The 21,768-nt window shown below is 62.9% G+C and carries 23 protein-coding genes and 1 pseudogene; 14 read left to right on the plus strand and 10 right to left on the minus strand.

Features of this window, described 5'->3' with window-relative positions; all coding sequences use genetic code 11:
• Positions 1 to 210: 210 nt before the first annotated feature.
• The 5 genes from recQ to IMX13_RS18370 all read left to right on the plus strand — a co-directional run bounded on the left by recQ (position 211) and on the right by IMX13_RS18370 (position 6,053).
• The gene (recQ, locus tag IMX13_RS18350) at positions 211 to 2,013 is read left to right on the plus strand and encodes a DNA helicase RecQ (RefSeq protein WP_053520157.1); all 1,803 of its coding nucleotides are present in this window, start codon (positions 211 to 213) and stop codon (positions 2,011 to 2,013) included.
• 151 nt (positions 2,014 to 2,164) lie between these two features.
• On the plus strand, positions 2,165 to 2,545 hold the full coding sequence (locus IMX13_RS18355) for a CopL family metal-binding regulatory protein (protein WP_053520158.1): 381 nt from the start codon (positions 2,165 to 2,167) through the stop codon (positions 2,543 to 2,545).
• A 74-nt stretch (positions 2,546 to 2,619) separates the two neighbouring features.
• Entirely contained in the window at positions 2,620 to 4,428 is a 1,809-nt protein-coding gene (locus IMX13_RS18360) for a copper resistance system multicopper oxidase (protein ID WP_193396927.1), read from the plus strand.
• A complete protein-coding gene (locus tag IMX13_RS18365; RefSeq protein WP_193396928.1) occupies positions 4,425 to 5,459 on the plus strand; it encodes a copper resistance protein B in 1,035 nt (344 codons plus the stop codon). Before IMX13_RS18360 ends, IMX13_RS18365 begins: the two co-directional genes overlap by 4 nt.
• Positions 5,460 to 5,540: 81 nt before the next feature.
• On the plus strand, positions 5,541 to 6,053 hold the full coding sequence (locus tag IMX13_RS18370; RefSeq protein ID WP_065174771.1) for a GNAT family N-acetyltransferase: 513 nt from the start codon (positions 5,541 to 5,543) through the stop codon (positions 6,051 to 6,053).
• Positions 6,054 to 6,086: 33 nt separating this feature from the next.
• On the opposite strand, the gene IMX13_RS18375 is transcribed toward IMX13_RS18370, so the two are convergent.
• Positions 6,087 to 6,404 carry a zf-TFIIB domain-containing protein gene (locus IMX13_RS18375; protein WP_053520162.1) on the minus strand — a complete coding sequence of 106 codons (318 nt, stop codon included), beginning with the start codon at positions 6,402 to 6,404 and terminating at the stop codon, positions 6,087 to 6,089.
• Between the two features lie 150 nt (positions 6,405 to 6,554).
• Between IMX13_RS18375 and IMX13_RS18380 the strand changes: the two genes are divergently transcribed.
• Together IMX13_RS18380 and IMX13_RS18385 are read left to right on the plus strand one after the other, a co-directional pair.
• Positions 6,555 to 7,316: a CPBP family glutamic-type intramembrane protease gene (locus tag IMX13_RS18380; protein WP_193396929.1), complete on the plus strand. Its 762-nt coding sequence runs from the start codon at positions 6,555 to 6,557 to the stop codon at positions 7,314 to 7,316.
• A gap of 92 nt (positions 7,317 to 7,408) precedes the next feature.
• On the plus strand, positions 7,409 to 7,831 hold the full coding sequence (locus tag IMX13_RS18385) for a response regulator (protein WP_065174769.1): 423 nt from the start codon (positions 7,409 to 7,411) through the stop codon (positions 7,829 to 7,831).
• Positions 7,832 to 7,868: 37 nt separating this feature from the next.
• On the opposite strand, the gene IMX13_RS18390 is transcribed toward IMX13_RS18385, so the two are convergent.
• Together IMX13_RS18390 and IMX13_RS18395 are read right to left on the minus strand one after the other, a co-directional pair.
• Entirely contained in the window at positions 7,869 to 8,807 is a 939-nt protein-coding gene (locus tag IMX13_RS18390; RefSeq protein WP_193396930.1) for an alpha/beta hydrolase-fold protein, read from the minus strand.
• A gap of 82 nt (positions 8,808 to 8,889) precedes the next feature.
• Entirely contained in the window at positions 8,890 to 9,738 is an 849-nt protein-coding gene (locus IMX13_RS18395; protein ID WP_193396931.1) for an alpha/beta hydrolase-fold protein, read from the minus strand.
• Positions 9,739 to 10,450: 712 nt separating this feature from the next.
• On the opposite strand from IMX13_RS18395, the gene IMX13_RS18400 reads away from it, so the two are divergent.
• The 4 genes from IMX13_RS18400 (at position 10,451) to IMX13_RS18415 (ending at position 13,426) form a co-directional block, all read left to right on the plus strand.
• Positions 10,451 to 10,807 (plus strand): hypothetical protein, encoded by a 357-nt coding sequence (locus IMX13_RS18400; RefSeq protein WP_193396932.1) that lies wholly within the window; start codon positions 10,451 to 10,453, stop codon positions 10,805 to 10,807.
• 86 nt (positions 10,808 to 10,893) lie between these two features.
• Positions 10,894 to 11,211, plus strand: coding sequence for a hypothetical protein (locus IMX13_RS18405; RefSeq protein ID WP_315973555.1), 318 nt, complete (start codon positions 10,894 to 10,896; stop codon positions 11,209 to 11,211).
• A gap of 57 nt (positions 11,212 to 11,268) precedes the next feature.
• Positions 11,269 to 11,706, plus strand: a complete 438-nt coding sequence (locus tag IMX13_RS18410; RefSeq protein ID WP_193396934.1) for a hypothetical protein — start codon at positions 11,269 to 11,271, stop codon at positions 11,704 to 11,706.
• A 598-nt stretch (positions 11,707 to 12,304) separates the two neighbouring features.
• Positions 12,305 to 13,426 carry a hypothetical protein gene (locus IMX13_RS18415; RefSeq protein WP_193396935.1) on the plus strand — a complete coding sequence of 374 codons (1,122 nt, stop codon included), beginning with the start codon at positions 12,305 to 12,307 and terminating at the stop codon, positions 13,424 to 13,426.
• 206 nt (positions 13,427 to 13,632) lie between these two features.
• Here IMX13_RS18415 and IMX13_RS18420 read toward each other — a convergent pair whose 3' ends face one another.
• Positions 13,633 to 13,983: a hypothetical protein gene (locus IMX13_RS18420; RefSeq protein ID WP_193396936.1), complete on the minus strand. Its 351-nt coding sequence runs from the start codon at positions 13,981 to 13,983 to the stop codon at positions 13,633 to 13,635.
• A 442-nt stretch (positions 13,984 to 14,425) separates the two neighbouring features.
• On the opposite strand from IMX13_RS18420, the gene IMX13_RS18425 reads away from it, so the two are divergent.
• Positions 14,426 to 15,211 carry a DUF5677 domain-containing protein gene (locus tag IMX13_RS18425; protein ID WP_193396937.1) on the plus strand — a complete coding sequence of 262 codons (786 nt, stop codon included), beginning with the start codon at positions 14,426 to 14,428 and terminating at the stop codon, positions 15,209 to 15,211.
• A 105-nt stretch (positions 15,212 to 15,316) separates the two neighbouring features.
• Here IMX13_RS18425 and IMX13_RS18430 read toward each other — a convergent pair whose 3' ends face one another.
• The 3 genes and pseudogenes from IMX13_RS18430 to IMX13_RS18440 all read right to left on the minus strand — a co-directional run.
• The gene (locus IMX13_RS18430) at positions 15,317 to 15,631 is read right to left on the minus strand and encodes a HigA family addiction module antitoxin (protein ID WP_193396938.1); all 315 of its coding nucleotides are present in this window, start codon (positions 15,629 to 15,631) and stop codon (positions 15,317 to 15,319) included.
• A 176-nt stretch (positions 15,632 to 15,807) separates the two neighbouring features.
• Positions 15,808 to 16,086, minus strand: a complete 279-nt coding sequence (locus IMX13_RS18435; RefSeq protein ID WP_046428099.1) for a type II toxin-antitoxin system RelE/ParE family toxin — start codon at positions 16,084 to 16,086, stop codon at positions 15,808 to 15,810.
• Positions 16,087 to 16,210: 124 nt separating this feature from the next.
• Positions 16,211 to 16,573 (minus strand): annotated as a pseudogene (locus IMX13_RS18440) (Presumed portal vertex protein); the annotation flags it as partial.
• Between the two features lie 312 nt (positions 16,574 to 16,885).
• Between IMX13_RS18440 and IMX13_RS18445 the strand changes: the two are divergent.
• Positions 16,886 to 17,248 carry a hypothetical protein gene (locus IMX13_RS18445; RefSeq protein WP_193396939.1) on the plus strand — a complete coding sequence of 121 codons (363 nt, stop codon included), beginning with the start codon at positions 16,886 to 16,888 and terminating at the stop codon, positions 17,246 to 17,248.
• Positions 17,249 to 18,260: 1,012 nt separating this feature from the next.
• The gene (locus IMX13_RS18455) at positions 18,261 to 19,166 is read left to right on the plus strand and encodes a sel1 repeat family protein (protein ID WP_193396941.1); all 906 of its coding nucleotides are present in this window, start codon (positions 18,261 to 18,263) and stop codon (positions 19,164 to 19,166) included.
• A gap of 538 nt (positions 19,167 to 19,704) precedes the next feature.
• On the opposite strand, the gene IMX13_RS18460 is transcribed toward IMX13_RS18455, so the two are convergent.
• The 3 genes from IMX13_RS18460 to IMX13_RS18470 form a co-directional block, all read right to left on the minus strand.
• Positions 19,705 to 19,905, minus strand: coding sequence for a hypothetical protein (locus IMX13_RS18460; protein ID WP_193396942.1), 201 nt, complete (start codon positions 19,903 to 19,905; stop codon positions 19,705 to 19,707).
• Positions 19,906 to 20,465: 560 nt separating this feature from the next.
• Positions 20,466 to 20,933, minus strand: a complete 468-nt coding sequence (locus IMX13_RS18465; RefSeq protein ID WP_227255515.1) for a BLUF domain-containing protein — start codon at positions 20,931 to 20,933, stop codon at positions 20,466 to 20,468.
• A gap of 566 nt (positions 20,934 to 21,499) precedes the next feature.
• Positions 21,500 to 21,768 (minus strand): autotransporter domain-containing protein (locus IMX13_RS18470; protein ID WP_193396943.1); only part of this gene is annotated, 269 nt, incomplete at its 5' end.

The following is a 21,768-nucleotide window of genomic DNA, read 5'->3' on the forward strand; positions in this document are numbered from 1 at the left end:
CGGTGTCGGAGTGCGGGGTGTCAGCCGCATGGATGCGGCTGCCAAGCCTACAGGGACGTACTTGCGGCGTCCCCGCACTCCGACACCGCCCCACCAGACCGCGGATCAGCCCAGAGCCGGCTGTTGCCTTTGACGTTGCACTGGCTTGCAGCAGGTGCAGGGCGCAGCCCTGCCGAACCCCTACCCCTCCCTCCGGGGTAAACTAGCGCGATGGCTTCCCGTCCCGCGCACGACCTGCTCAACCGCGTCTTTGGTTACGACGATTTCCGTGGTCCGCAGCAGGACATCGTGGAGCACGTGGCTGCCGGTCACGACGCCCTGGTGTTGATGCCCACCGGCGGTGGCAAGTCGCTGTGCTACCAGGTGCCCGCCCTGCTGCGCGACGGATGCGGCATTGTCATCTCACCGCTGATCGCACTGATGCAGGACCAGGTCGAAGCCCTGCGCCAGCTGGGCGTGCGCGCCGAATACCTGAACTCGACGCTGGACGCGGACACTGCCGGCCGCGTCGAACGCGAACTGCTGGCCGGTGAGCTGGACATGCTCTATGTCGCACCCGAGCGCCTGCTGACGGGTCGCTTCCTGTCCCTGCTCTCGCGCAGCCGGATCGCCCTGTTCGCGATCGACGAAGCCCATTGCGTGTCGCAATGGGGCCATGACTTCCGCCCCGAGTACCGCCAGCTGACGGTGCTGCACGAGCGCTGGCCGCAGATTCCCCGGATTGCCCTGACAGCCACCGCCGATCCGCCGACCCAGCGCGAGATCGCCGAGCGCCTGGACCTGCAGGATGCCCGCCATTTCGTCAGCTCCTTCGACCGCCCCAACATCCGCTACACCGTGGTGCAGAAGGACAACGCACGCAAGCAGCTGACCGATTTCCTGCGCGGCCATCGCGGCGAGGCGGGCATCGTCTACTGCATGTCGCGGCGCAAGGTCGAGGAAACCGCCGAGTACCTGCGCGGACAGGGCTTCAACGCCCTGCCCTACCACGCCGGCCTGCCCGCCGACGTCCGCGCGGACAACCAGCGCCGCTTCCTGCGCGAGGACGGCATCGTCATGTGCGCCACCATCGCCTTCGGCATGGGCATCGACAAGCCGGACGTGCGCTTCGTTGCGCATACCGACCTGCCCAAGTCGATGGAAGGCTACTACCAGGAAACCGGCCGCGCCGGCCGCGATGGCGAAGCGGCCGAAGCATGGCTGTGCTACGGCCTGGGCGACGTCGTGCTGCTCAAGCAGATGATCGAGCAGTCCGAAGCCGGCGAGGAACGCAAGCAGCTGGAGCGGTCCAAGCTCGACCACCTGCTCGGCTACTGCGAATCCATGCAATGCCGCCGCCAGGTGCTGCTGGCCGGCTTCGGGGAGACCTATCCCCGCCCCTGCGGCAACTGCGACAACTGCCTGACCCCGCCAGCGGCATGGGACGCGACGGTTCCCGCGCAGAAGGCACTGAGCTGCGTCTACCGCAGCGGCCAGCGCTACGGCGTCGGCCACCTGATCGACATCCTGCGCGGCAGCGAGAACGAGAAGGTGCGCCAGCAAGGTCATGACCAGCTCAGCACCTACGCCATCGGCCGCGACCTGGATGCAAGGACCTGGCGCAGCGTATTCCGCCAGCTGGTGGCCGCCAGCCTGCTCGAAGTGGACAGCGAAGGCCACGGCGGCCTGCGCCTGACCGATGCCAGCCGCGACGTACTGAAGGGCCGCCGCACGGTGAACATGCGCCGCGAGGCTGCGACCAGCGCCGGCCGCGAACGCAGCGCGCAGCGCACCGGCCTGTCGGTCCCCCCGCAGGATCTGGCCCTGTTCAATGCCCTGCGCGGCCTGCGTGCCGAACTGGCCCGCGAGCAGAACGTGCCGGCCTTCGTGATCTTCCACGACAGTACCCTGCGCAACATCGCCGAACAGCGCCCCACCAGTCTGGACGAGCTGGCCCGGGTCGGCGGCATCGGTGGCACCAAGCTGAGCCGCTATGGTCCGCGCCTGGTGGAAATCGTGCGCGAAGAGGGGTAGCGCCCGGCCTCCTGTAGAGCCGAGCCCACGCTCGGCTGTTGCCGCAGAAGCAGCCAAGCGCGGGCTCGGCTCTACATTGGTGCCGCTCCAATCTTGAACCGGCCATTCAGCCGGAAGTGCATCCGGGCCCGCTTGCGGCTAGATTAGCGCCATGTCCCTGGCCTCGACCCTGCTCCGCGTCGTGCTCATGCTCAGCCTGTTGCTCAACGGGCTGAACGCGGCCATGGCCAGCGGTCATGAGGAGATGGGCCGCATGGCCCACGTGATGATGGCGACGATGGCGGGCGACGCCGACTGCCATCACCACGCCGCCATGTCCGCCGACGAGGCGCCGCAGGCCCAACCGGCGGCCCACGATGCGCATTGCCAGATCAAGGACTGCCTGCGCAGCTGTGCCCAGCATCCCCTGCTGGCGGTGCAGGCGCTACCCTTCATGGCCGGTCCCGGCCTGTCGCTGACACCGCAGCCGATGCCGGCCAACGGCCGCCCGGCGCCGCCGTTGCCGCCACTTTCCCGCCCCCCCATCGCCTGATCCACACGCGTCGTGCGCCACGCGCACTCAAGCCGGCCCGCTGCCGGCGTCCTACCGTGTCTGGAGTCACCACCATGAATACCCGCATTCCCCCCGGCCCGGGCGCCCTGCCCATGCCGTCGCGCCGCCTGTTCGTTCAGGGTCTCGCCGCTGGCGGCGTGGTTGCCGGCATCGCCTCGGTCGGCGTGCCGCAGCGCGCGCTCGCTGCGGCCAGTGCCGCCCCGCGCCTGGCCGGCGCACCCGCCGTGCTGACCGATACCCGCCTGGAACTGGCCATCGGCGAATCGCTGGCCAACTTCACCGGTCGCACCCGGCCGGCGATCACCGTCAACGGCTCACTGCCGGCACCGATCCTGCGCTGGCGCGAGGGCCAGACCGTGGATCTGTTCGTACGCAATACGCTGGACCGCCACCCGACCTCGATCCACTGGCACGGCATCCTGCTGCCGGCCAACATGGACGGCGTCCCGGGCCTGAGCTTCAACGGCATCGGTCCCGGCGAGACCTACCACTACCACTTCCAGCTCAAGCAGTCGGGCACGTACTGGTATCACAGCCATTCGATGTTCCAGGAGCAGGCCGGCCTGTATGGCGCACTGATCATCGACCCAGCCGAGCCGGCCCCGTACCGGCACGACCGCGAGCACGTGATCATGCTGTCGGACTGGACCGACATGGACCCGGGTGCACTGTTCCGGCGCATGAAGAAGCTCGCCGAGCACGACAACTACTACAAGCGCACCCTGCCCGACTTCGTGCGCGATGTGCGCCGCGATGGCTGGTCTGCGGCGCTGTCCGACCGCGGCATGTGGGGACGGATGCGGATGACACCCACCGACATCTCCGACATCAACGCGCATACGTACACCTACCTGATGAACGGCACCGCGCCGGCCGGCAACTGGACCGGGCTGTTCCGCACTGGCGAGAAGGTGCTGCTGCGCTTCATCAACGGCGCCTCGATGACCTACTTCGACGTGCGCATTCCCGGCCTGAAGATGACCGTGGTCGCTGCCGATGGCCAGTACATCCATCCGGTCAGCATCGATGAGTTCCGCATCGCCCCCGCCGAGACCTACGACGTGCTGGTCGAACCCAGCGGGCAGGATGCGTTCACCATCTTCTGCCAGGACATGGGCCGCACCGGCTACGCGGCCGGCACCCTGGCCGTGCGCCACGGCCTGCAGGCGCCGGTTCCCGCCCGCGACCCGCGCCCGCTGCTGACGATGAGCGATATGGGTCACGACATGGGCGGCGGTCACGGCGGTCATGACATGGCCGCGATGAAAGGCATGGAAGGCGGCTGCGGCGCCAGCATGGGGCACGGCGCGCAGGGCGGCGCGACGACCACCGGCAAGGCACCGCAGCACCCGGCCAGCGAACGCAACAATCCGCTGGTGGACATGCAGAGCTCGGCCACCGATCCCAAGCTGGACGATCCCGGCATCGGCCTGCGCGACAACGGCCGCCAGGTGCTGACCTACGGCGCGATGCGCAGCCTGTTCGAGGACCCCGATGGCCGCGAGCCCAGCCGTGAGATCGAGCTGCACCTGACCGGCCACATGGAGAAGTTCTCCTGGTCGTTCGACGGCATTCCATTCGCCAGCGCCGAGCCACTGCGGCTGAACTACGGCGAGCGCATGCGCATCGTGCTGGTCAACGACACGATGATGCAGCATCCGATCCACCTGCATGGCGTCTGGAGCGATGTGGAGGACGCGCAGGGCAACTTCCAGCTGCGCAAGCACACGGTGGACATGCCGCCGGGCACCCGCCGCAGCTACCGCGTGCGCGCCGATGCGCTCGGCCGCTGGGCCTATCACTGCCACCTGCTCTACCACATGGAAGCGGGGATGATGCGCGAAGTGAGGATCGAAGAATGAAGCGCTCCCTTTTCTCCCCCAGCCTGCTGGCAATGGCCCTGACCGTCGCACTGCCTGCTTTCGCACAGTCGCACGCGGGCCATGACATGCCCACACCCGCACCGGCACCGGCGCCGAAGACCAAGCAGCCCACTGCCGAAGACGCGGTTGATCACTCGAAGATGGATCATTCGACGATGGATCATTCGACGATGGATCATTCGACGATGGATCATTCGACGATGGATCATTCGACGATGGATCACTCGCAGATGGATCACGCGGCGATGGATCACTCGCAGATGGATCACGCGGCGATGGGTCACGGCACGTCCGCACCGACCGAGCCGCGCGAGCCGATTCCAGTGCCCACCGACGCCGATCGTGCCGCCGCGTTTCCGCCCATCGCCCATGGCGCGATGGAGCATGCGCCGGAGATCAACAGCCTGCTGCTGATCGACCGCCTGGAGCATTGGGACGGCAAAAACAGCAGCGGCCAGGCCTGGGAGGCCACCGGCTGGATCGGCGGCAACATCAACCGCCTGTGGCTGCGCACCGATGGCGAGCGCAGTGAGGGCCGCACCGAATCCTCGGCGGTGGAAGCACTGTACGGGCGCAGCGTGTCGCCCTGGTGGGATGTGCTGGTGGGTGTCCGCCAGGACTTCCGCCCCGCCGATTCCCGAACCTGGGCGGCCATCGGCATCCAGGGCCTGGCGCCGTACAAGTTCGAGAGTTCGGCCACGCTCTATGCCGGCTCCGGCGGACAGCTGCTGGCCAAGGCCGAAGTGGAGTACGATGTGCTGCTGACCAACCGGCTGATCCTGCAGCCGCTGGTGGAGGCCACCGTGGCCAGCAAGGACGAACCGGAGTACGGCATCGGGCGCGGCCTGAACAAGGTCGAGGCCGGACTGCGCCTGCGCTACGAGTTCAGCCGCCGCTTCGCGCCTTACATCGGTATCACCCATGAGCGCAGTTTCGGCGATACCGCCGACTATGCCGGCGACCACGCGCGCGACACGCGCTGGGTAGCGGGCGTGCGCATGTGGTTCTAGTCGGCACAATGCGTGCAGCAGCCGGCCCCGGTTCAGACCGGGGCCGGCTACACTGCGGCACGTTCTTTCGCAACTTGCATCATGGCCTTGCAGATCCGCCGCGCCACCTTCGCCGACGCTGAAGCGCTCTCAGCGATCGCCATCGCCACCTACACCGAAACCTGGGGCGACTCCTATCCGCCGCAGGATCTGCATGCGTTCCTGCATGCGCACTACAGCACGCAGCCGCAGCGCATCGAGCTGTCCGATCCACGCAGCGCGGTCTGGCTGCTGCTCGATGGCGATACGGTGGTCGGCTATCTGGCCGCAGGAGCCAACACCCTGCCGCATGTCGACGCCCGCGACGGCGACATCGAACTCAAGCGCCTGTATGTGCTGGCGGCGTACCAGAACGGCGGCCACGGGGCGCGCCTGATGGAGGCGTTCCTGCATTGGCTGGATACGCCGCAGCGCCGCACCCTGTGGGTCGGCGTCTGGGAGGAGAACCTCGGCGCACAGCGCTTCTACGCGCGCTACGGTTGCAGCAAGGCCGGCGAATACGACTTCATCGTCGGCGACAGCCGCGATCGCGAGTTCATCCTGCGCCGGGCCTGACGCCCCCGGGATCGCCGCTGCCCCGTGGGCCTGTCAGAAATCGAACAGGTCGGACAGGAAGCTTTCCTTCTTCTTTTTCTTGTAGCCGTAACCGTGCTGGCCACGGTTTTCGTCGTGACGCTGGCCAAGGTGGCGGGTATCGCGGTGCATCACCGGCGGTGGCACTGCCGCCGGTTGTGCCTGTGCTGGCGGCGGTGGCGGCACCGCCGCACCGGCATTGGCGCGCTCGATGATCTTGTCCAGTTCGCCACGATCCAGCCACACGCCGCGGCAATTCGGGCAGTAGTCGATCTCGATGCCATGGCGCTCGGCCATCTGTAGGGTCTGGGTCTTGCACACGGGGCACAGCATCGGCATTGCTCCTGTCAGGTCTGCTCTGGACTCTACCTGCTCTGCGATGACTGTCCGGCAACGCATGACCGATGGCAGGGGGACTTCCGGCGCGTGCCCTGCATCGCGCCGCATCGCACACTGCGGTCTGGTCCCGCATGGAATGCGCTGATGAGTGTCCTGTCCCGCCTGCCGACTGCCGCCCGGATCCTGCTGGTCCTGCTGGGAACGGGCCTGGGGCTGAACGTACGTGACATCGCGGCGGCGCTGGGGCGGCCCATCCCCGGCCTGCCGATCCCCTATGGCGGCAGCCTGCTCGACAACGCCCTGGCGGTGCTGGTGGCCGTGCTGCTGGCCCTGCTGCTGCGTCCGCGCCACATGGGGTTGGCCGAAAGCCTCGGCCTGCGCGGCAACGGGATGCGCGGACCGCTATGGGTGCTGCTGGCCAGCCTGCCCTGCTGGGTGGGTCTGGCCGTGCTCGGCCGACCCAACACGGCGCTGACCGCCCTCGATGCGACGATGCTGGCCATTCTGTTCCCGCTGGCCGAAGAGATTCTGTTCCGCGGCCTGGGCTTCATTCTGCTGGTGAAGATCGTGCGCGGCCCGTGGCCCTTGCTCGCACTGCCGCAGGCCCTGTTGTTCGGCATGGTGCACTGGCTTGGATTCGGCGGTTTCGATGGCGGCGGGGTGGCGCTGTTCGTCGGTACGGTGATCGCCTTGGGCGGCTTCGTCTTCGCCTGGCTGGACCGCCTGGATGGCAACACCCTGTGGTGCGGCCTGGTGCTGCATGTGTCGATGAACCTGGCCTGGAACGTGTTCAGCCTGGACGACGCCGTGGCGCTGGGTTGGCAGGCCACCAGCCTGCGCATCGGCACGGCTCTGCTGGCGGTCGCGGTCCTGGCCTGGGACATGCGCCGGCGCCGCCGTCTGTAACATCCACGTGGCTTGCCGTGCACGCCGGGATCACTACCGGATTGCGCATACTTGCGCGCCTTTTCACCGTCGCTGTCCGGAGTTGTCGCGTCATGTTGCTGTCCAAGCGCCACGTTGAACCGCGCGTCCTGCTGATCGAGGACGCGGAGGAGACCCGCGAACTGAGCCGCATGGCGCTGGAAAGCCAGGCCTGCCACGTGGTGGGGGTGAGCTCTGCCGAAGCGGCACTGGGCCTGCTGGCCGCCGGCGAGCGCTTCGACCTGCTGTTCACCGACGTCAATCTGGGCCCGATCAGCGGCATCGAAGCCGCCAACCGGGTCCGCGGCCTGCATCCCCAGCTGCCGATCCTGGTGACATCGGGCATGGACCAGCACGCCGTCCTGCCGCAGCTGCGCGACGGCATCCATTTCCTGCCCAAGCCGTACAACATGAGCGAGCTGCTCGATGCGATCCGCCTGTGCTTCCGCCACGCGGATGTGGGCGTATTGACCGGGCCGGATGCACAGGCGGCGTGAAGCGTCCATCCACGTCCTGCGTGGATGACCTCCGCCGTCAACCGCTGCTGTACGGCCCGGTGCCCGGGAACACCCTCAGTAGCGCGCGCGTGATCACGTCCGGGTAGACCGTGAAGTGGTCCTCGTCATCGATCACCATGTTCTCCACCTTCAATGAACGCCCGCTGCTGCGCAGCTGCTCGGCGAACTCGGCGTTGTCGCGCAGCATGTCGTTGCGGGTGAAGTAACGCGGCTCGGGCTTGACCGTTTCAAAGCTGCCTACCGACAGCACCACCGTGGTCGGCTGCGTCGGCGCCTTGGCCTCCGCCTGCATGCGCGGCACGCGATGATCATCGAACCACAGCGACGGACTGGACAGGATGTAGCTACGGAACATGTCCGGGCGCGTGGTCAGCACATAGGCACCGAACAGGCCACCATAGGAATGGCCTGCATAGGCGCGCCGCGCCGGATCGGTGCGGTAGCGCGTATCGATCATCGGCAGCACCTGCTCGGCAAGAAAGTCGCGATAGTGCGCGGCACCGCCGTAGCTGACGTCATCACTGTAGTCCCGCGGATCGGTACGTGCCGGGTCGCTGGGCGTGTAATCGCGCGAGCGGCTCTGCCTGGAGGTCAGCCCCTCCTGCGGCGGCAGCCCGACCAGGATGAAGTCTTCGATGTTGACGCCCCGCTGCCCCACCATGTGTCGCACGCTGCGTACCAGCGGGAAGCTGTACAGCGCGTCGGTCACGTACAGCACCGGATAGCGCTTTTCCGGATGTGCGGCGTAGTCGGCCGGCAACGCCACCCACACCGGGTAATCGCGGCCGACCGGATCGTGCACGCGCAGCGCCTCGGTATCCGGCAGCACCACACCCGGCGCGACGGTAGACGCGCTTTGCTTTGCCTGACTCTGCGCCGCCGGTGGCGCCACCGACATCGCACAGCCACTTACGGCCAGACAGGCCGCCACACTCCATCCACGCACACGCTGCATCCACACGCTCCCGTTACGGGCGGCGCACCGGATGGCGCCGCTGCCGCATCCTTGCATGCGATGCACGCCGGTGCCAGTGCGGTCAGGGCGAAGCTGGCGGCGCGGGGAACAGCGTGCGCAGCGCCTGCAATGCGGCCGGGTGATAGATCGTGGCGTGGGTTTCTTCCGGCAGCGGCAGGTACTTCACCAGCGGCGACGGCGACGGCTGTTGAAGCAGCGTGGCCAACTGCGCCGCGGAACTGGCCAGTTCCGGTTGCCCACTGCTGGCCAGGAATACGCGTGGCTTTGCGCGCATCACTGCCGGCAGCTGCTTGGCCGCACCCGCCAGCATCGTGCCCCGGTTCCACCACAGGCTGGGGTCCAGCGCGATGTAGCTGTTGAACAGCGACGGTTCCTGTAGCAACGTCTCGACCACGAACAGGCCGGCCAACGATTCGCCGATCAACGCACGCTCGTCGGTGGTCGGGTAGCGCTGGCGCACCTGCGGCATCAGTTCATCGCGCAGGAAGGTGCGGTAGGCCGCCGAACCGCCGATGCGCGGCGCGATCTTCTGGTCCTGCGGGTCCTTGCTGGGGCCGGTCATGTCGCGGCGGCGCTCGGTGTTCTCGATGCCAACCAGCAGGAACGGACGCATGCTGCCGTTACCGGTCAGCACCTGCACCAGCCCCGCCACATGCAGGAAGTCCTCGCCGATGCCGCCGTCGGGCATGTAGAGCACCGGCAGCGGCGTGTTCGGGTCCAGCCCCCAGGGCTGCGGGCGGTAGACATTGATGCGGCGGGTCTCGCCCAGCGCCTTCGATTCGAGGGTGAAGGTTTCGCCGATCACCAACGGGGTGGCTTGCGTCGTCCGTGTGGATGGGGCCGGCTCGGCGGCTATCAGTGGCGCGGCGGAGACGGCGGACAACAACAGCGACAGCACGATGAAGCGCATGGGAGAACCCGTCCTGGGAAAGAGGCCGAGCATAGCGCGAGGTCGCTGTAGATCCACGCCAAGCGTGGATGGATCACTGTAGAGCCGAGTCCACGCTCGGCTTTGCCTTGACGCGAACTGCAGCCGAGCATGGCTCGGCTCTACAACACGTCGCTCTCGCGCGGACGCCAACATCTCGATCGTCGCAAATGCACCGATTTTCGAGGGTACGACTCGCAGGCCTTGCCACCATTGCAGGTGAAAGTGGAGTCTACATTCCACGTGCCGCGTCACAGCACGCTCGCCGCCACCAGCTGTCCTCGACAACTTCCAACGCGTTTGACCAAGCGCATGAGTACATGCGGCGCGCACTGTCGCTTGCTGCACCAGCGTGGCCTGCGCCACCATCGTCGCGCGTACGGATTCCGCATTCTCCTTCGGACTATCCTCATTGAAATCCAAGCGCGTGCGTAAACACCATGCAGCGCCACCGACAACAGGTGGCACCGGGCCTGCAAGCTCGTAATGACATTCACGCTGTTGTTTGCGCTCACCGGCCGACGCCGTCTTTGGATGGTGCCGGCGGGTGATCCGTCGGCCGTTATGGCGGGCGGTGCGTGGGGGTTTTCGGACCCGCCGGTTACTGCGTGATGTCATTCCGGCTTGCAGCCACGCATCGCCCGCCACCCGTCCTGCGCGGTGGCATTCCCACCCAAGCGCCGAGGAAGCCGACATGAACCAGCGTCCGCCGTATGCTTCAGATACCGCCAGCGTCAACGATGACGATGACAACCCATCGCCCGAACTGAGCACCTTCCTGGGCTGCCTGAAACGCATCCGCGCGGGTGAAGGTGCCGATGGTCTGCCCTGGCCTGAGGCCGACGTTTCCCCGGGGCATGGGGTTGCCCTGTCGCGGGTGGAACGGGCTGCCATCGGCATGCTGACCGTGGCGGAAATGCTGCACGCCGCCGACCGCTGCCGGGAAATGGCCACGCCGGACCGGCATCTGGACGCCGGGGTGGTGGAAGGGCTGTTCTTCGCTTGCCGCAGCCTGGCGGAACTGGTGTGCCGGGATGTGCGGGCCGAGTAGCCCGCTGCTGCAAAGCGGTCCATACTCGGGCCGGACCGGTCCATCGTCATGTTCAAACCTACAAGGAGGTACGCATGTTGAATGCAATGATCGTCGTCGCACTGGCCGCAGGCCCAACCGCATCCGCTCCGTATGGCGACTGCCTGCTCGCTAACCTCCAGCCCGGGCTGTCCGACCGTGCGGTGCAACTGGTGCAGCAGGCCTGCGCCGCGAAACATCCCGACAGCTTCGCTGCATCAGCTGAACTGGAGCGCAGATACAGCATCCAACGGCTGGCGCAGTTCGATGCGGATCGTGCCACGGCGGAGCGGGCCGCGAACGCCGCCGCCCGCGCTGCGAATGTGGCTGCCACCGTGGCGGCGGAACGCGAGGCAGCAGAGGCCGAGGCTGCGACGGCGAAGTAGCCTCCACAGGAGGTGGGGAACGCACCCATTGATCGCTGTCCAAGGAAAGGAATTCCCATGCAGATGACGTCGCTTGCTTTCGGCATCGCGCTGTTGACGAGTGTGTCTGTCGGCCCGGCACTGGCCGTTGCCGAGGCCACACCCGTGAAGGCGCGCACCACCGTGGAATCGCGGACGACCTGGCCAGCAGGCTCCGTCGAGGCCGCGTCCATTCTGGCGTGGGTCAAGGCACGGTCTCCCGGATACGCGCCCGTCACCTCTGGGGGAGAGATTTCTATTGTCCGCAGGCAGATTGAGCCGAGGCTAGTTACTCGAACATCCAGCGGCCCAACTGTGGAGCTGCCCGCCTCAGGGCGGCAGGGCGAGGCGATCACGATCACGAGTCGGCAGGCAGATGGCTCCATCGAAACCTGGGCCCATACAGGGATCGATAGCGGGTGGATGCTGGTTGAGTATCACTTCAAGCGCGGCTTCAGCCCCGAGAGCATGAACTAGTCCAGTTCCGCGCTGGTCTCCTGTACGGCCCTGGAATGCTCCGCGATCTGCGTCGGATTTTCGCCCCGCATCGCCGCTCCATGCCGCACATGCATCAAAACAGGCCGCCGCAGCGTTGACTATGCGGTGCTAGGATTCGAGCCACCTGTCCAGGATCCAACCGTATGAGCAGCTTCAACTTCTGGCATTGGATGATCGTGCTTGCGGCCGTACTGATCCCGGCCGGGATCGCCGCTGTCCTTGCCTATGTGCTATTCCGAAGCCAGAAAGTGAAGTCGTGAGCGACACGCAATCGTCAGCCCCATGCAACGTCTGCGCGCAGCCGCAGAATGGGGCGCAGATGGAGAATGAAGCGCGTTGCCTCTGGCCTTGAGGCGGAGGACGATCCAAAGAAAAAAAGGCGCCCCGAAGGACGCCTAAGTCTCTGAGTGCAATGGTGGGCCGTGTAGGGTTCGAACCTACGACCAAAAGATTAAATGGAAGTTTCCGATTCCTTTAAAAACAGCAAGTTGCGCAGTGGAATTTTTCCGCCCACTGAGCGTGGAACCTTAATTGTCCTATGCTAACTCGACAATTTTTCCGGCATCAGGGGATAGGCATGGACTCTACGACTCAGGCTCCGCCGTTTGACTACATCACTGCCCACCACTACCGGGCCATTCTTGAGGCAGACTTCGCGGAGATGCAGATCTGCCTTCAGGCAGGCGCATGGAAGGCTGCAATGGTGATGGCCGGCAGCCTGATCGAGGCCATTCTCATCGAGCATCTGGAATGGCTGTCATCGCCAGGCGACGAGGAGCGGCTACGCAAGATCATGCTGGCCGAAGCCATCACTCGCTGCGAGGCAGCTGGCGAAATCAGCGAAACAGCAGCGAAGCTCTGCAGCGCCGTGAAGGACTACCGAAACCTAATTCACCCTGGAAAGGTTGTGCGAGATAGCGTAGCGGCCCCAGACCAGAACAACGCATTGATCGTGACCGCACTCGTTGGGAAGATCACGCACGAAGTCGCAGCAAAGCGCAACGCCCGCAGCGGTTTCACGGCGGAACAAATACTCCGAAAAATCGAGCGTGACACAGGTGCCATCGCAATTGTCCCGCATATGCTGCGCCAGATCCGGACGCAAGAGAAGGCGCGACTTCTTCTTGACGTACTGCCCGCTGCCTATGCCAAACACAGCGCGTATGAAGAATTCGATTTCGATGAATCGCTGCTTTCTCGAATCTCCACGGCTTACCGGCTTGTGCTTAATGAATCACCTGAGCATGCGGAAGAAGCGGCAAGAATGTTCTACACGCTGCTACTAAGCGGCGACTCGACGGAAATCTACCGGCACAGCAAGGCCTTCTTCCGCGCTCCCGACGCCAAACACTTGGAATCCCAGGAAAGAGCTGCTGTCGTCGACTACCTGATCGGCAGCGTACTCCCCCTCCAAGATGAGGATGATGAATTCGCCCAGACAATAGGGATAGGTCCTTTCCTCACAGTGGACAATTTTGCACAGTTCTTGGCCCCCCTTCTGCGCCACGTGCTTTCAAGTCGGCCGTCGAAAGCGGCGAGAAATCACCTCAGTGTCGACTTGATTGCTCTTGCTGAGGATGTTCAGCCGGAGGCCAAGAAGCACCTCCTCCGTCTTGCCAATCTCCAGGAGAAGCGAGGCAATGCCAGCCACGCGGCCGATCTTCGTGAGTTCGCCGAATGGGTCGACTTCCCGTTCTAACGCCGTTCGCCGCACCCCGAGCACTTAAGGGAGGACGCCCGCCCGGCGCCGCCTGACGTCAAAGTCGGAGCTTAAAGATCATGACCGGCGACGGCATTCGCGTGTTGGCGATACTCACGACCGGATGCATGCCGGGATAGCCCTTGGCCATCTCGACGCGTGGCTCGACGGTGGTCCGGAGGAGGCGATGGCCTGCTGCTGGCTTCCTAGGCGCCCGCTTTGCAGGCGTACCGCATGAGCCGGGCTGTGAACAAACCGCGCAACAACTCCGAGCAGCTGCTGCAGCCGGTCGGCTGAGCGAATGCCGGCAGGCGTCTACCCTCCCAGCCGAAGGGCGGCTTGATGTGCAGCGTGGCCAACCTGTTCGCCCGCACCGCATCTCGATAGGCCTTGATCTTGGCCACATCCTCGCGCAGGCGGGGCTCGTGCCTAGTCACCCACATCTCGGCGCCGGCGCGACCCTGCTCGTAGCTGGTACACCAGCGGAACGGCCCGCCGGGACCATGCCGGTGCCGGTCGAGACTTGCGATCCAGATCCCGTCGTTCACCCGTTGCATCAGTACTACCATACTTTGTAGGGGTCGAAAAATTGCCTCAAATCACCTCGAAAGGTAACCGAAACTTTTTCTTTTTTATCAGACACTTAGGAGAAGTTTGGATGCGCGTGTTACCTGGTTACCTCGTTCCCGTGGTCACCTGAAAAATTGGCTCCGCCCGAAGGTGGCCAAAGGAGGCCACAGGGCGCCACGCAGACACCCCGTATCGCGCAGGGAACCGCAGGGCGAACAAGTGCCAGCGAAGCCCGGAGAACGCCGTACAGGGCCGGGGCTGGGCCTTGTTGCAGGCAGTGCAGAAAAGGCACCTTATGAAGTGCGCAGGCGTGGCGGGGAGACGAGTGCGCACGCCGACGTTCGATAGGCGCTATCCATTTGGTTGCCTACGTGAGCGTATGGGCGCGCTGAGTTGGGGCAGACTGTAGCCATTCATAGGAGGTCCGACGTGCCCCAAGCCCACCGCCTCGTTGCAGTCGCCCTTCGCGTGATCCCGGCCACCCAAGCGATGGTGTCGGAGATGCGCGCTCCACTTGATGCCTCTGGGCGACCGCAATGCGCCCTATTCCTGTCTATCGCAGAGCAGTTTGAAGCGACGGTCCTGCTGGCTCAGGCCGGATTGACTACTCATGCCGGCGTTCACGTCCGCTCGATGTTGGAAGCGCTGGCTGACGTGTATCAGCTTGCTTCCAAGAGCGATCACGTGCGGCGAATGCGCTACGAGCAGGCTCATGGCGAGAAGAAGCTCTACGACCGGATGCTAGCCACCGACCTGCTGGAGCCGCACGACCGTGCGATGCTGGAGGCGCGCTTGGCTGAGTGCTTGACGCGCTATCAGCCTTTGCATGAAGAGTTCCGCAGGGGTAAGCCTTCCCAGGCCGATCACTTCATCGCAGCAGGGCTGCCGGAATTGATTGGGCCATACACGATGCTATGCAGCTTCACCCACAGCGATCTGACTGCGTTGGCGCTTCGGCACCAAGGCGAGCGCGGGATGATCCTTCGCGCGCCCGTAGCATACGACGTGTTGTTCCTCGTCCTCTCGCTCGCCACCTACTCGCTGGTCCATGCTGCACGTGCACTCGAAGCGGTGGTCTACCTACCCGAAGGGAGCTATGGCCTTCACATGGCGAGGTTGGAAGCGCTACAGGACGAACTCATGGTTCTCAGGCCCGAGTTGCCGGAGGCCGACCAGGCAAACGAAAGCCGCCCGGAGGCGGCTGGTGCACAGTGAAGTGCGGGCAACAGCCGCGCAACAAAAAGCCCCCGCCGTGAGGCAGGGGCTTTGGTCGCTACAGAAGGCAAGGAAGGGTGACCTTCCTTCTACCGAGGTTTGGGCTTATGCCGCCCGAGGGGTGATTTCGTCGATCACATCGGCCAGCTCAGCACTGGTCGTCACCAGGTCGTAGTTGGACTGCAGGTTAAGCCACACCTCGGCCGAGGTGCCAAAGTAGCGCCCAAGGCGCAAAGCGGTATCGGCAGTTACGCCGCGACGCCCTGCGATAATGTCGGAAACGCGGGCCGGGGTAACGTTAATTTCATGGGCCAGAGCGCGGGCGGACATACCCAGCGGGGCTAGAAACTCGACGGACAGGATCTCTCCCGGGTGAATTGCGGGGAGCGCGGTGGCGGTTTTCGCGTTGGCGCGTGTCATGGACTTGATAGTTTCGCCGCACGTTGCGTGCGCGGCGCCTCCTATTTGAGTGTGAATACTTACGGAATGTTCCAATTGTGTGAAGCTGAAATTCGATTCTTAAATGAGACTCTACGTGATGGACTGAGGGTCTTACTTTGGAGGCCCGCGCCGGTGTTAGCCGGCGCTCCCTCTCCTTAGTGGTAATCGGTGACTTCTACATCGTAGGCGTCACCATCCTTCCATTTGAAACAGATGCGGTACTGGTTGTTGATGCGGATGCTGTGCTGCCCAGCTCGGTCGCCTTTCAACGCTTCCAATCGGTTGCCGGGCGGTGACTTCAAATCTTGTAACGTCACCGCAGCATTCAGATACACCAGTTTGATCTGAATCTGCCTCTCGATACCTGCCAGAGGTTTGACCTTCTTACCGCTGGCTATTCGTTCGGTATCTTTACTTCCATACGTTTTTATCACCGGCGCCTCCTCTTCTCGTAGCGACAGGCATATCGTATACCGATACACGGTACATTTCAACCCCCCCCCTCTTGACAAAAACCCTTCCCGGGCAGACGCCCCACTTGAGGTGGACCAGCAGCCCTTAAGCTGCGGCGCCCAGGTCGAAGGGGTTGAAGCGGATCACCTCATCGCCCAGCCATTCGTTGAGCGCGGTCAGCCGCGTTTGCAGTGGTGACAGTTCCATCGCAGTCCACACGGTCGCCGCCTCCCGGATCGAGCCAAAGCCGCCGCTGTTCTGCGGCACGATGCCCAGCAGCTGCGGCGGCGTGCGAAGGGAGGCAAGCATGTCGTCACGGGTCACGCTCTTGATGCCGGTGAATTCATCCTTAGCCGCAACCTCGCTGACGGGAATCAGCTTCAAACCATCCTTGCTCCCGCCCGGTGAGTGCAGGAACAGGTTGCGGAAATTGCCCGGTCCGCGTGACTCGCGCAGCGCGTTTCGGATCCCAACCGCCCGGAAGGAGGAACGCACTTGAGCGTGGAACCGCTTAGTTTTTCCGAGAATTTTTCCGGAGACACGAAAAAGGCGCCGCACGGGCGCCTAAGCCGTTGATGCAATTGGTGGGCCGTGTAGCAACCGAATTGACAACGCAAATTATTGATATAGCTACATATGTCCTAATCAAATCCCTCAATTGACTCGCCAACTGACTCGCTTTTGCGACGGCTGCCTCTGAAATCCCATTCGCTGATTTCTTGGGTTCCGGCACGGCCCGCACTGTGGCAGGGTGGTCGGGACACGTTGGCGGAGACCTAGATGGACACCTCTGAAACCGGCATTTCCCTCCAGGACGAGATCAAAACTCTTCGTCAACAGTTGGCAGTCCTTCGTTTAGACATCCTAGGAAAAGACTGGCTCACCGCTGACGAGGCCGCCCACTACTGCGGCGTGTCCGTTAGCCAGTTCAATGCCCACGCCCACGAATACGATCTTGACCCGCGCAAGTTCATGGGGAAGAAGCTCTATGCGAAGGCGGCTCTCTACCAGGCAATCTACGGCGCGAAGGCCTGGACGCGTCCATCCTCAACTTCCGCACCAACCCTAGCTGCGACCTCCCCTGAGATGAAGGAAGCGCTTGCCCGGCTACGGCGCTATGACGAGCGCAAGGGGAAACGCTAGTGCAATCTCCCGGCAAGCTAATGACCGTTGCAGAAGCGGCTGAGCAGAGCGAGTGCTCTGCCAAGACGATACGCAGAGCCATTGATGGCGGGCAACTCACCGCCGTAAGACTCGGGCAGAGCGCCAAGTCAGATCGCATCCATAGAGAAGACTTGGAGACTTGGTGGAACCAATGCCGCTTGCGACCTGTCGCAGCTTCCAGAATATCTGTACGTGACATTGCCACGCCACCGCTCGATACGGCGGAGGCGAGAATCGAGAAGAGGCTGGGAATCAGTGCTAAGGGCAAGACGGCCCCCCGCCGGCGCTAAGCAAAGAGGATCTGCAACGCCAGCGAGGTCCGGCAATGCAGAGAAGCCCTGCCGTCACCCGCGCTTTCGTCGGACCCTTCGCCCTGGGCCTGGCCTCCTTCGCCGGTTGGCGCGGCTCCAGCGCTTCCTTGATCCGTGTCAGATCCAGCGCCCCAGACTCAGCCAGGCGCCGCGCTTGTTGCTTCTGCTCGCGGGTAAGCGGCAGGCCACGCAGTGGTGGCTGCAGTTGGATCGGGGTGCTGTCCGTCAGCCGGGCGACGGCCTCGCGCAGAGGCAGCTCCGGATAGAGCCTTGCCGCGCACCAGCGCTGGGCGTAGCGCTTCGCCTGGCGGACGCTCGCCGCGCGCACTTTCTTCACTTGCCACATCTTCTGGCCTTCCATCCACAGGCGCACGCCGGCACCACCATCGGAAGCAGCGCCGGCTGTCTCTCGGCCGTTTTACCAGAGCGCCCAGCACTCACCGGTCTGGACCCAGCCAGAGGGCATCGGGGCACCAAGAGATACGCCTCGACCCGCAATACTGAACGACTAATAAATATCCGCAAAAGGGTGACCTGGGGGAATCCATGCTTAACAACGTTCTATTAGGTGAAAGTGGCATGGGTTCTCCGCCTTCAGCGCAATAGCTCGGTAAATCGAAAAAATCCTGCCGGCGGAGATGACCACCTAGTTCCATTTGACGAAACTGCCCAGAGCCCGCATGAAGAAATCCACAGCAATAGCCCTCGCTGCTTTCACAATTGCTTGCGTTAGCGCAATAGCTGCTCTGCATTTCTCTGGTGACGATCAGAGAACGCTCAAGACCGATGAAACACGCACCCCTCTCCGCAACAACAATGATGCCGCACCGAAGTCTTGGCCCAACATCGAAAGATTGGTGAGTGAGCGAAAGATATCAGCTCATGCAGCAAGACCCGAAATGGGTAGAGCATTCTCAATCAACCGAAGCGGACCGATGCGCCCCTCAGGGAACGCCCTCGATTATGCAGAAAGTCTGTTTCAAGCAGCGCAATCGGGCGACGCCGTAGCATCGTGCGACATTTTCCTGGCGACGTTAGATTGCAGCAATCAACTCCGAAACGTCGGAAAATCCTACCAAGAAATCGGCGCCGGAGAAAAATCAACACCCATGAAAAACACTGCAGCAGAAGACAGAAAAAGCCTACTCGAATGCGAGGGATTACTCACGAGCGACAAGTTTCAAAAGACGAACTGGCTGGAAAAAGCGGCCCAACAAGGATCGATCGAGGCGATGATCATGTACCCCATCAATCCAGACCATGTGCTAGGCGATCCGCAGGAGTACGCGATGAAACCAGAACTAGTTCAGAAATGGAAAGACGACTCTATAAACTATCTGAAGCTGGCCGCAGGACTAGGGAGCACCGACGCACTGTATAGCCTTTCAGACATATACGAAAACGGAGTCATTGCACCCGCGGACCCCGTAGAGGCCTACGCATACAGGCTTGCAGCAATAAAATCGACGAGGGCGGCAGACAGCCAAGTGGATCAAATAGAATTTGCCAAAAATCTTACGGACTCCCAACGAAAGCAAGCCAAGTCACGCAGCCAGCAAATCATAATTGACTGCTGCTCACACTAATACAACCAGAGCCTCTTGAATCATGGATAGAACCTCAAGAAGAAAAGTAAGTGTCGCCATCCTTGCGACCCTCTCATCAGCAGCACTGATAGTTCTGGCCTACACCGCGTTCGCGTCACAACCCGCCCGATGGGGGCCGATCTCCTGCCATTACTGCACCATGCAGATGCCGTATGCTCACCCCGGAGTCGAATCTGTCCTTAAAAGGTTTGTAGCGGATCCATATCCAAATCAAATTTCTTTTTTCGCAAGGCAAGTCGAAATTGGCGACGTAATCACGGTGTGCTCCCAAACCGTGTGCATCGACTACCAACTAAATCAATCTCGGAAATTTGAAGGCATAAAGTCAAGACCTGTCGAGACGCTAAGTGACGCTGATAGCGTTGGCGGCGTTGGCTCCGGCAGTGGCCGTGGCAGTGGCCAGGGCGTAGGTAGAGGCGGCGGATCCGACATTGGCGGCGGTAGCTACGGCGGAGGTGGAAGAACGGGAACCGTAACAGTTGGCCCCGGCGGACCGGTTCCGAAGCTGCCCAAAGGCTCACAAGAAATTTAGTGCCAAGAAATTGCTGAGGCGGCTGTTTTTAGGCCGCCTTTCATCATCAATCAGAATATCCTTAACAAATTTTCCAGCTGACAAACAACCCCCTATGGAAATCGCCATTTTTTGCGCAGTAATCGCATTAACTACTGGACTCCTTGGCGCGACTCCCCGCAAGGCGTCCTTAATGGGTGCGATCATGGCGTTCGCCTCTGGTTTCATCGCATTTAGCGTTGAGAATGGATTCACGGATTGGTTCGGACTCTACCGCGTCTCGGTCTTCGCGCTACTGTTCGCTCTGCCCGCTGCAATCATGTCATTCACTGTCGCCAAACTTAAGCGACAGGGTTGATCTTTGGAGAGCAGTTACACAGATCACCCGGCCCAGCCTCGGATACGTGACGGTGACCTGGGCGGAGTGGCACATGAAGCAATTCAATTACTTTCAGCTTCCGCAACGCGTGACCATGTAGACGTCTACCGGTAGCGCTTGGCCTTCACGCAAAGCCAACCCGCTCCAACTACAAGGACCGCCAGCATCCCCCGCAGGAATGCGAGCGTCGCCCACCAAGCTAACGTGGGATCTGCGCCCCGTAGTACGAAGAATTTCGGAGTACTGGTGCCTTTGGCAATCAACGCTATTGCCCGTTATCACGGCTGCACATCAGCACGACGGCGGCCCCCTGTTCTCCGCCGCGTTCCAGCAGTCTCTGGTAGTGCTAACAGAACAGATTGCAGGCGGATAGACTCCGCGTTGATAGCTATGCAGCGAGCACGTAGGGCTCGACAAGGCGGACGAGCATATCCATCGCGGTGGCGTTGTCCTCTGCACCACGCTGGCTGAAACCGGTCCAATCGGCACGGACCATACCGCGCAGTTCTGCCGGCTCAACAGGTAGCCAGCGCATCGGCCAGAACGGAAGCCGTCGTTGACCAACTCTTCCTCGCTGTAACTCGACAATTCCGTGATGGCTGGTTGCGCCTAGAACGCTGGAATAGGCGACCGAAAGGCCATCCTCCGGTCCCTCCAAATACTGCATGAAGCGTTCGCCGTCGAAGAGGAGAACCCCCGTGACTCCTGCGTCACGGTTAAACCGGGCTGCATCGTCTACCACTTCGTCCAGCTTTCCGTTGGACAAGCCGAGCTTGTCACCAGCGAGCACGTCGCTCGCTTCGCTTACATATACAACCGCCCGAATGGGCGTGCACACCTCCTTGGTGAGCAACAACCCTATCAGCCGCAATGGAACTTCTAGGTAAGATAAACGCGATCTGCGCAACGATTCAGCAACACGTGATACTGAACGGGGATGCTCATCACATAGTGACGGCAACGATCAGGGCAGTATCGGCAAAAATGCTCGGTACACCGCAATGCCCGATACAGGACTTTTCTACATTCTCGCCCTTGATGCAACACGAGATTGCGACGGCAGCCTTGACCGCGTAAATGCCGTCAGCGTGCGTTGCAACCACTGCAAGCACATCACCCATTCGAAGGTGCCGGAGCTGGAGACAATGCCCGGCGGCACTCTGCTCGCATGTGCGGGGTGCGGGGAAAGACAAGCCGTGAGTAACGCTCGGCTGGTGGAATGTGACCACATCCTGGGTGCTGGGACTCCATCCCCCCAAGCCGCCTGATCTGCCAGGCCGCCGGCCTGTGTTCGTAGACGGGGCTGATTGTCATCGAAGACCCGGAACAGCGCGGGAAGCCGGCCGGGTCCGGATTGAGCCAGGCGTCCACGCGCTCTCTGCGTACTGCCCCGTCTCAAAGGACGGGGCAGTAAACAACTGCTCAGAACCGGTAACCCAGCCCCAGCTGCACACCGTTCTGCAGCTCACCATCGCGGCGCTCGCCCACATAGTCGACCATCACCGACAGCCGCTCGCTGGCCCGGCTGGTCACACCCAGGTTCCAGCTCAGCACCTGCTCGCCTACCGTCTGGCTGTTGCTGCCGAACACCAGATCCGGCGCCGCCGCAAAGCCGGTGCTGTAGCGGGCCTGCGTATCCCCCAGCTCCTTCTGCCACACCACCCGCGCCCGCGGGGTGATGCGCTCGCCGT

Origin of the sequence: Stenotrophomonas sp. B2, assembly GCF_014947095.1 — a bacterium.
Lineage (GTDB): Bacteria > Pseudomonadota > Gammaproteobacteria > Xanthomonadales > Xanthomonadaceae > Stenotrophomonas > Stenotrophomonas maltophilia_P.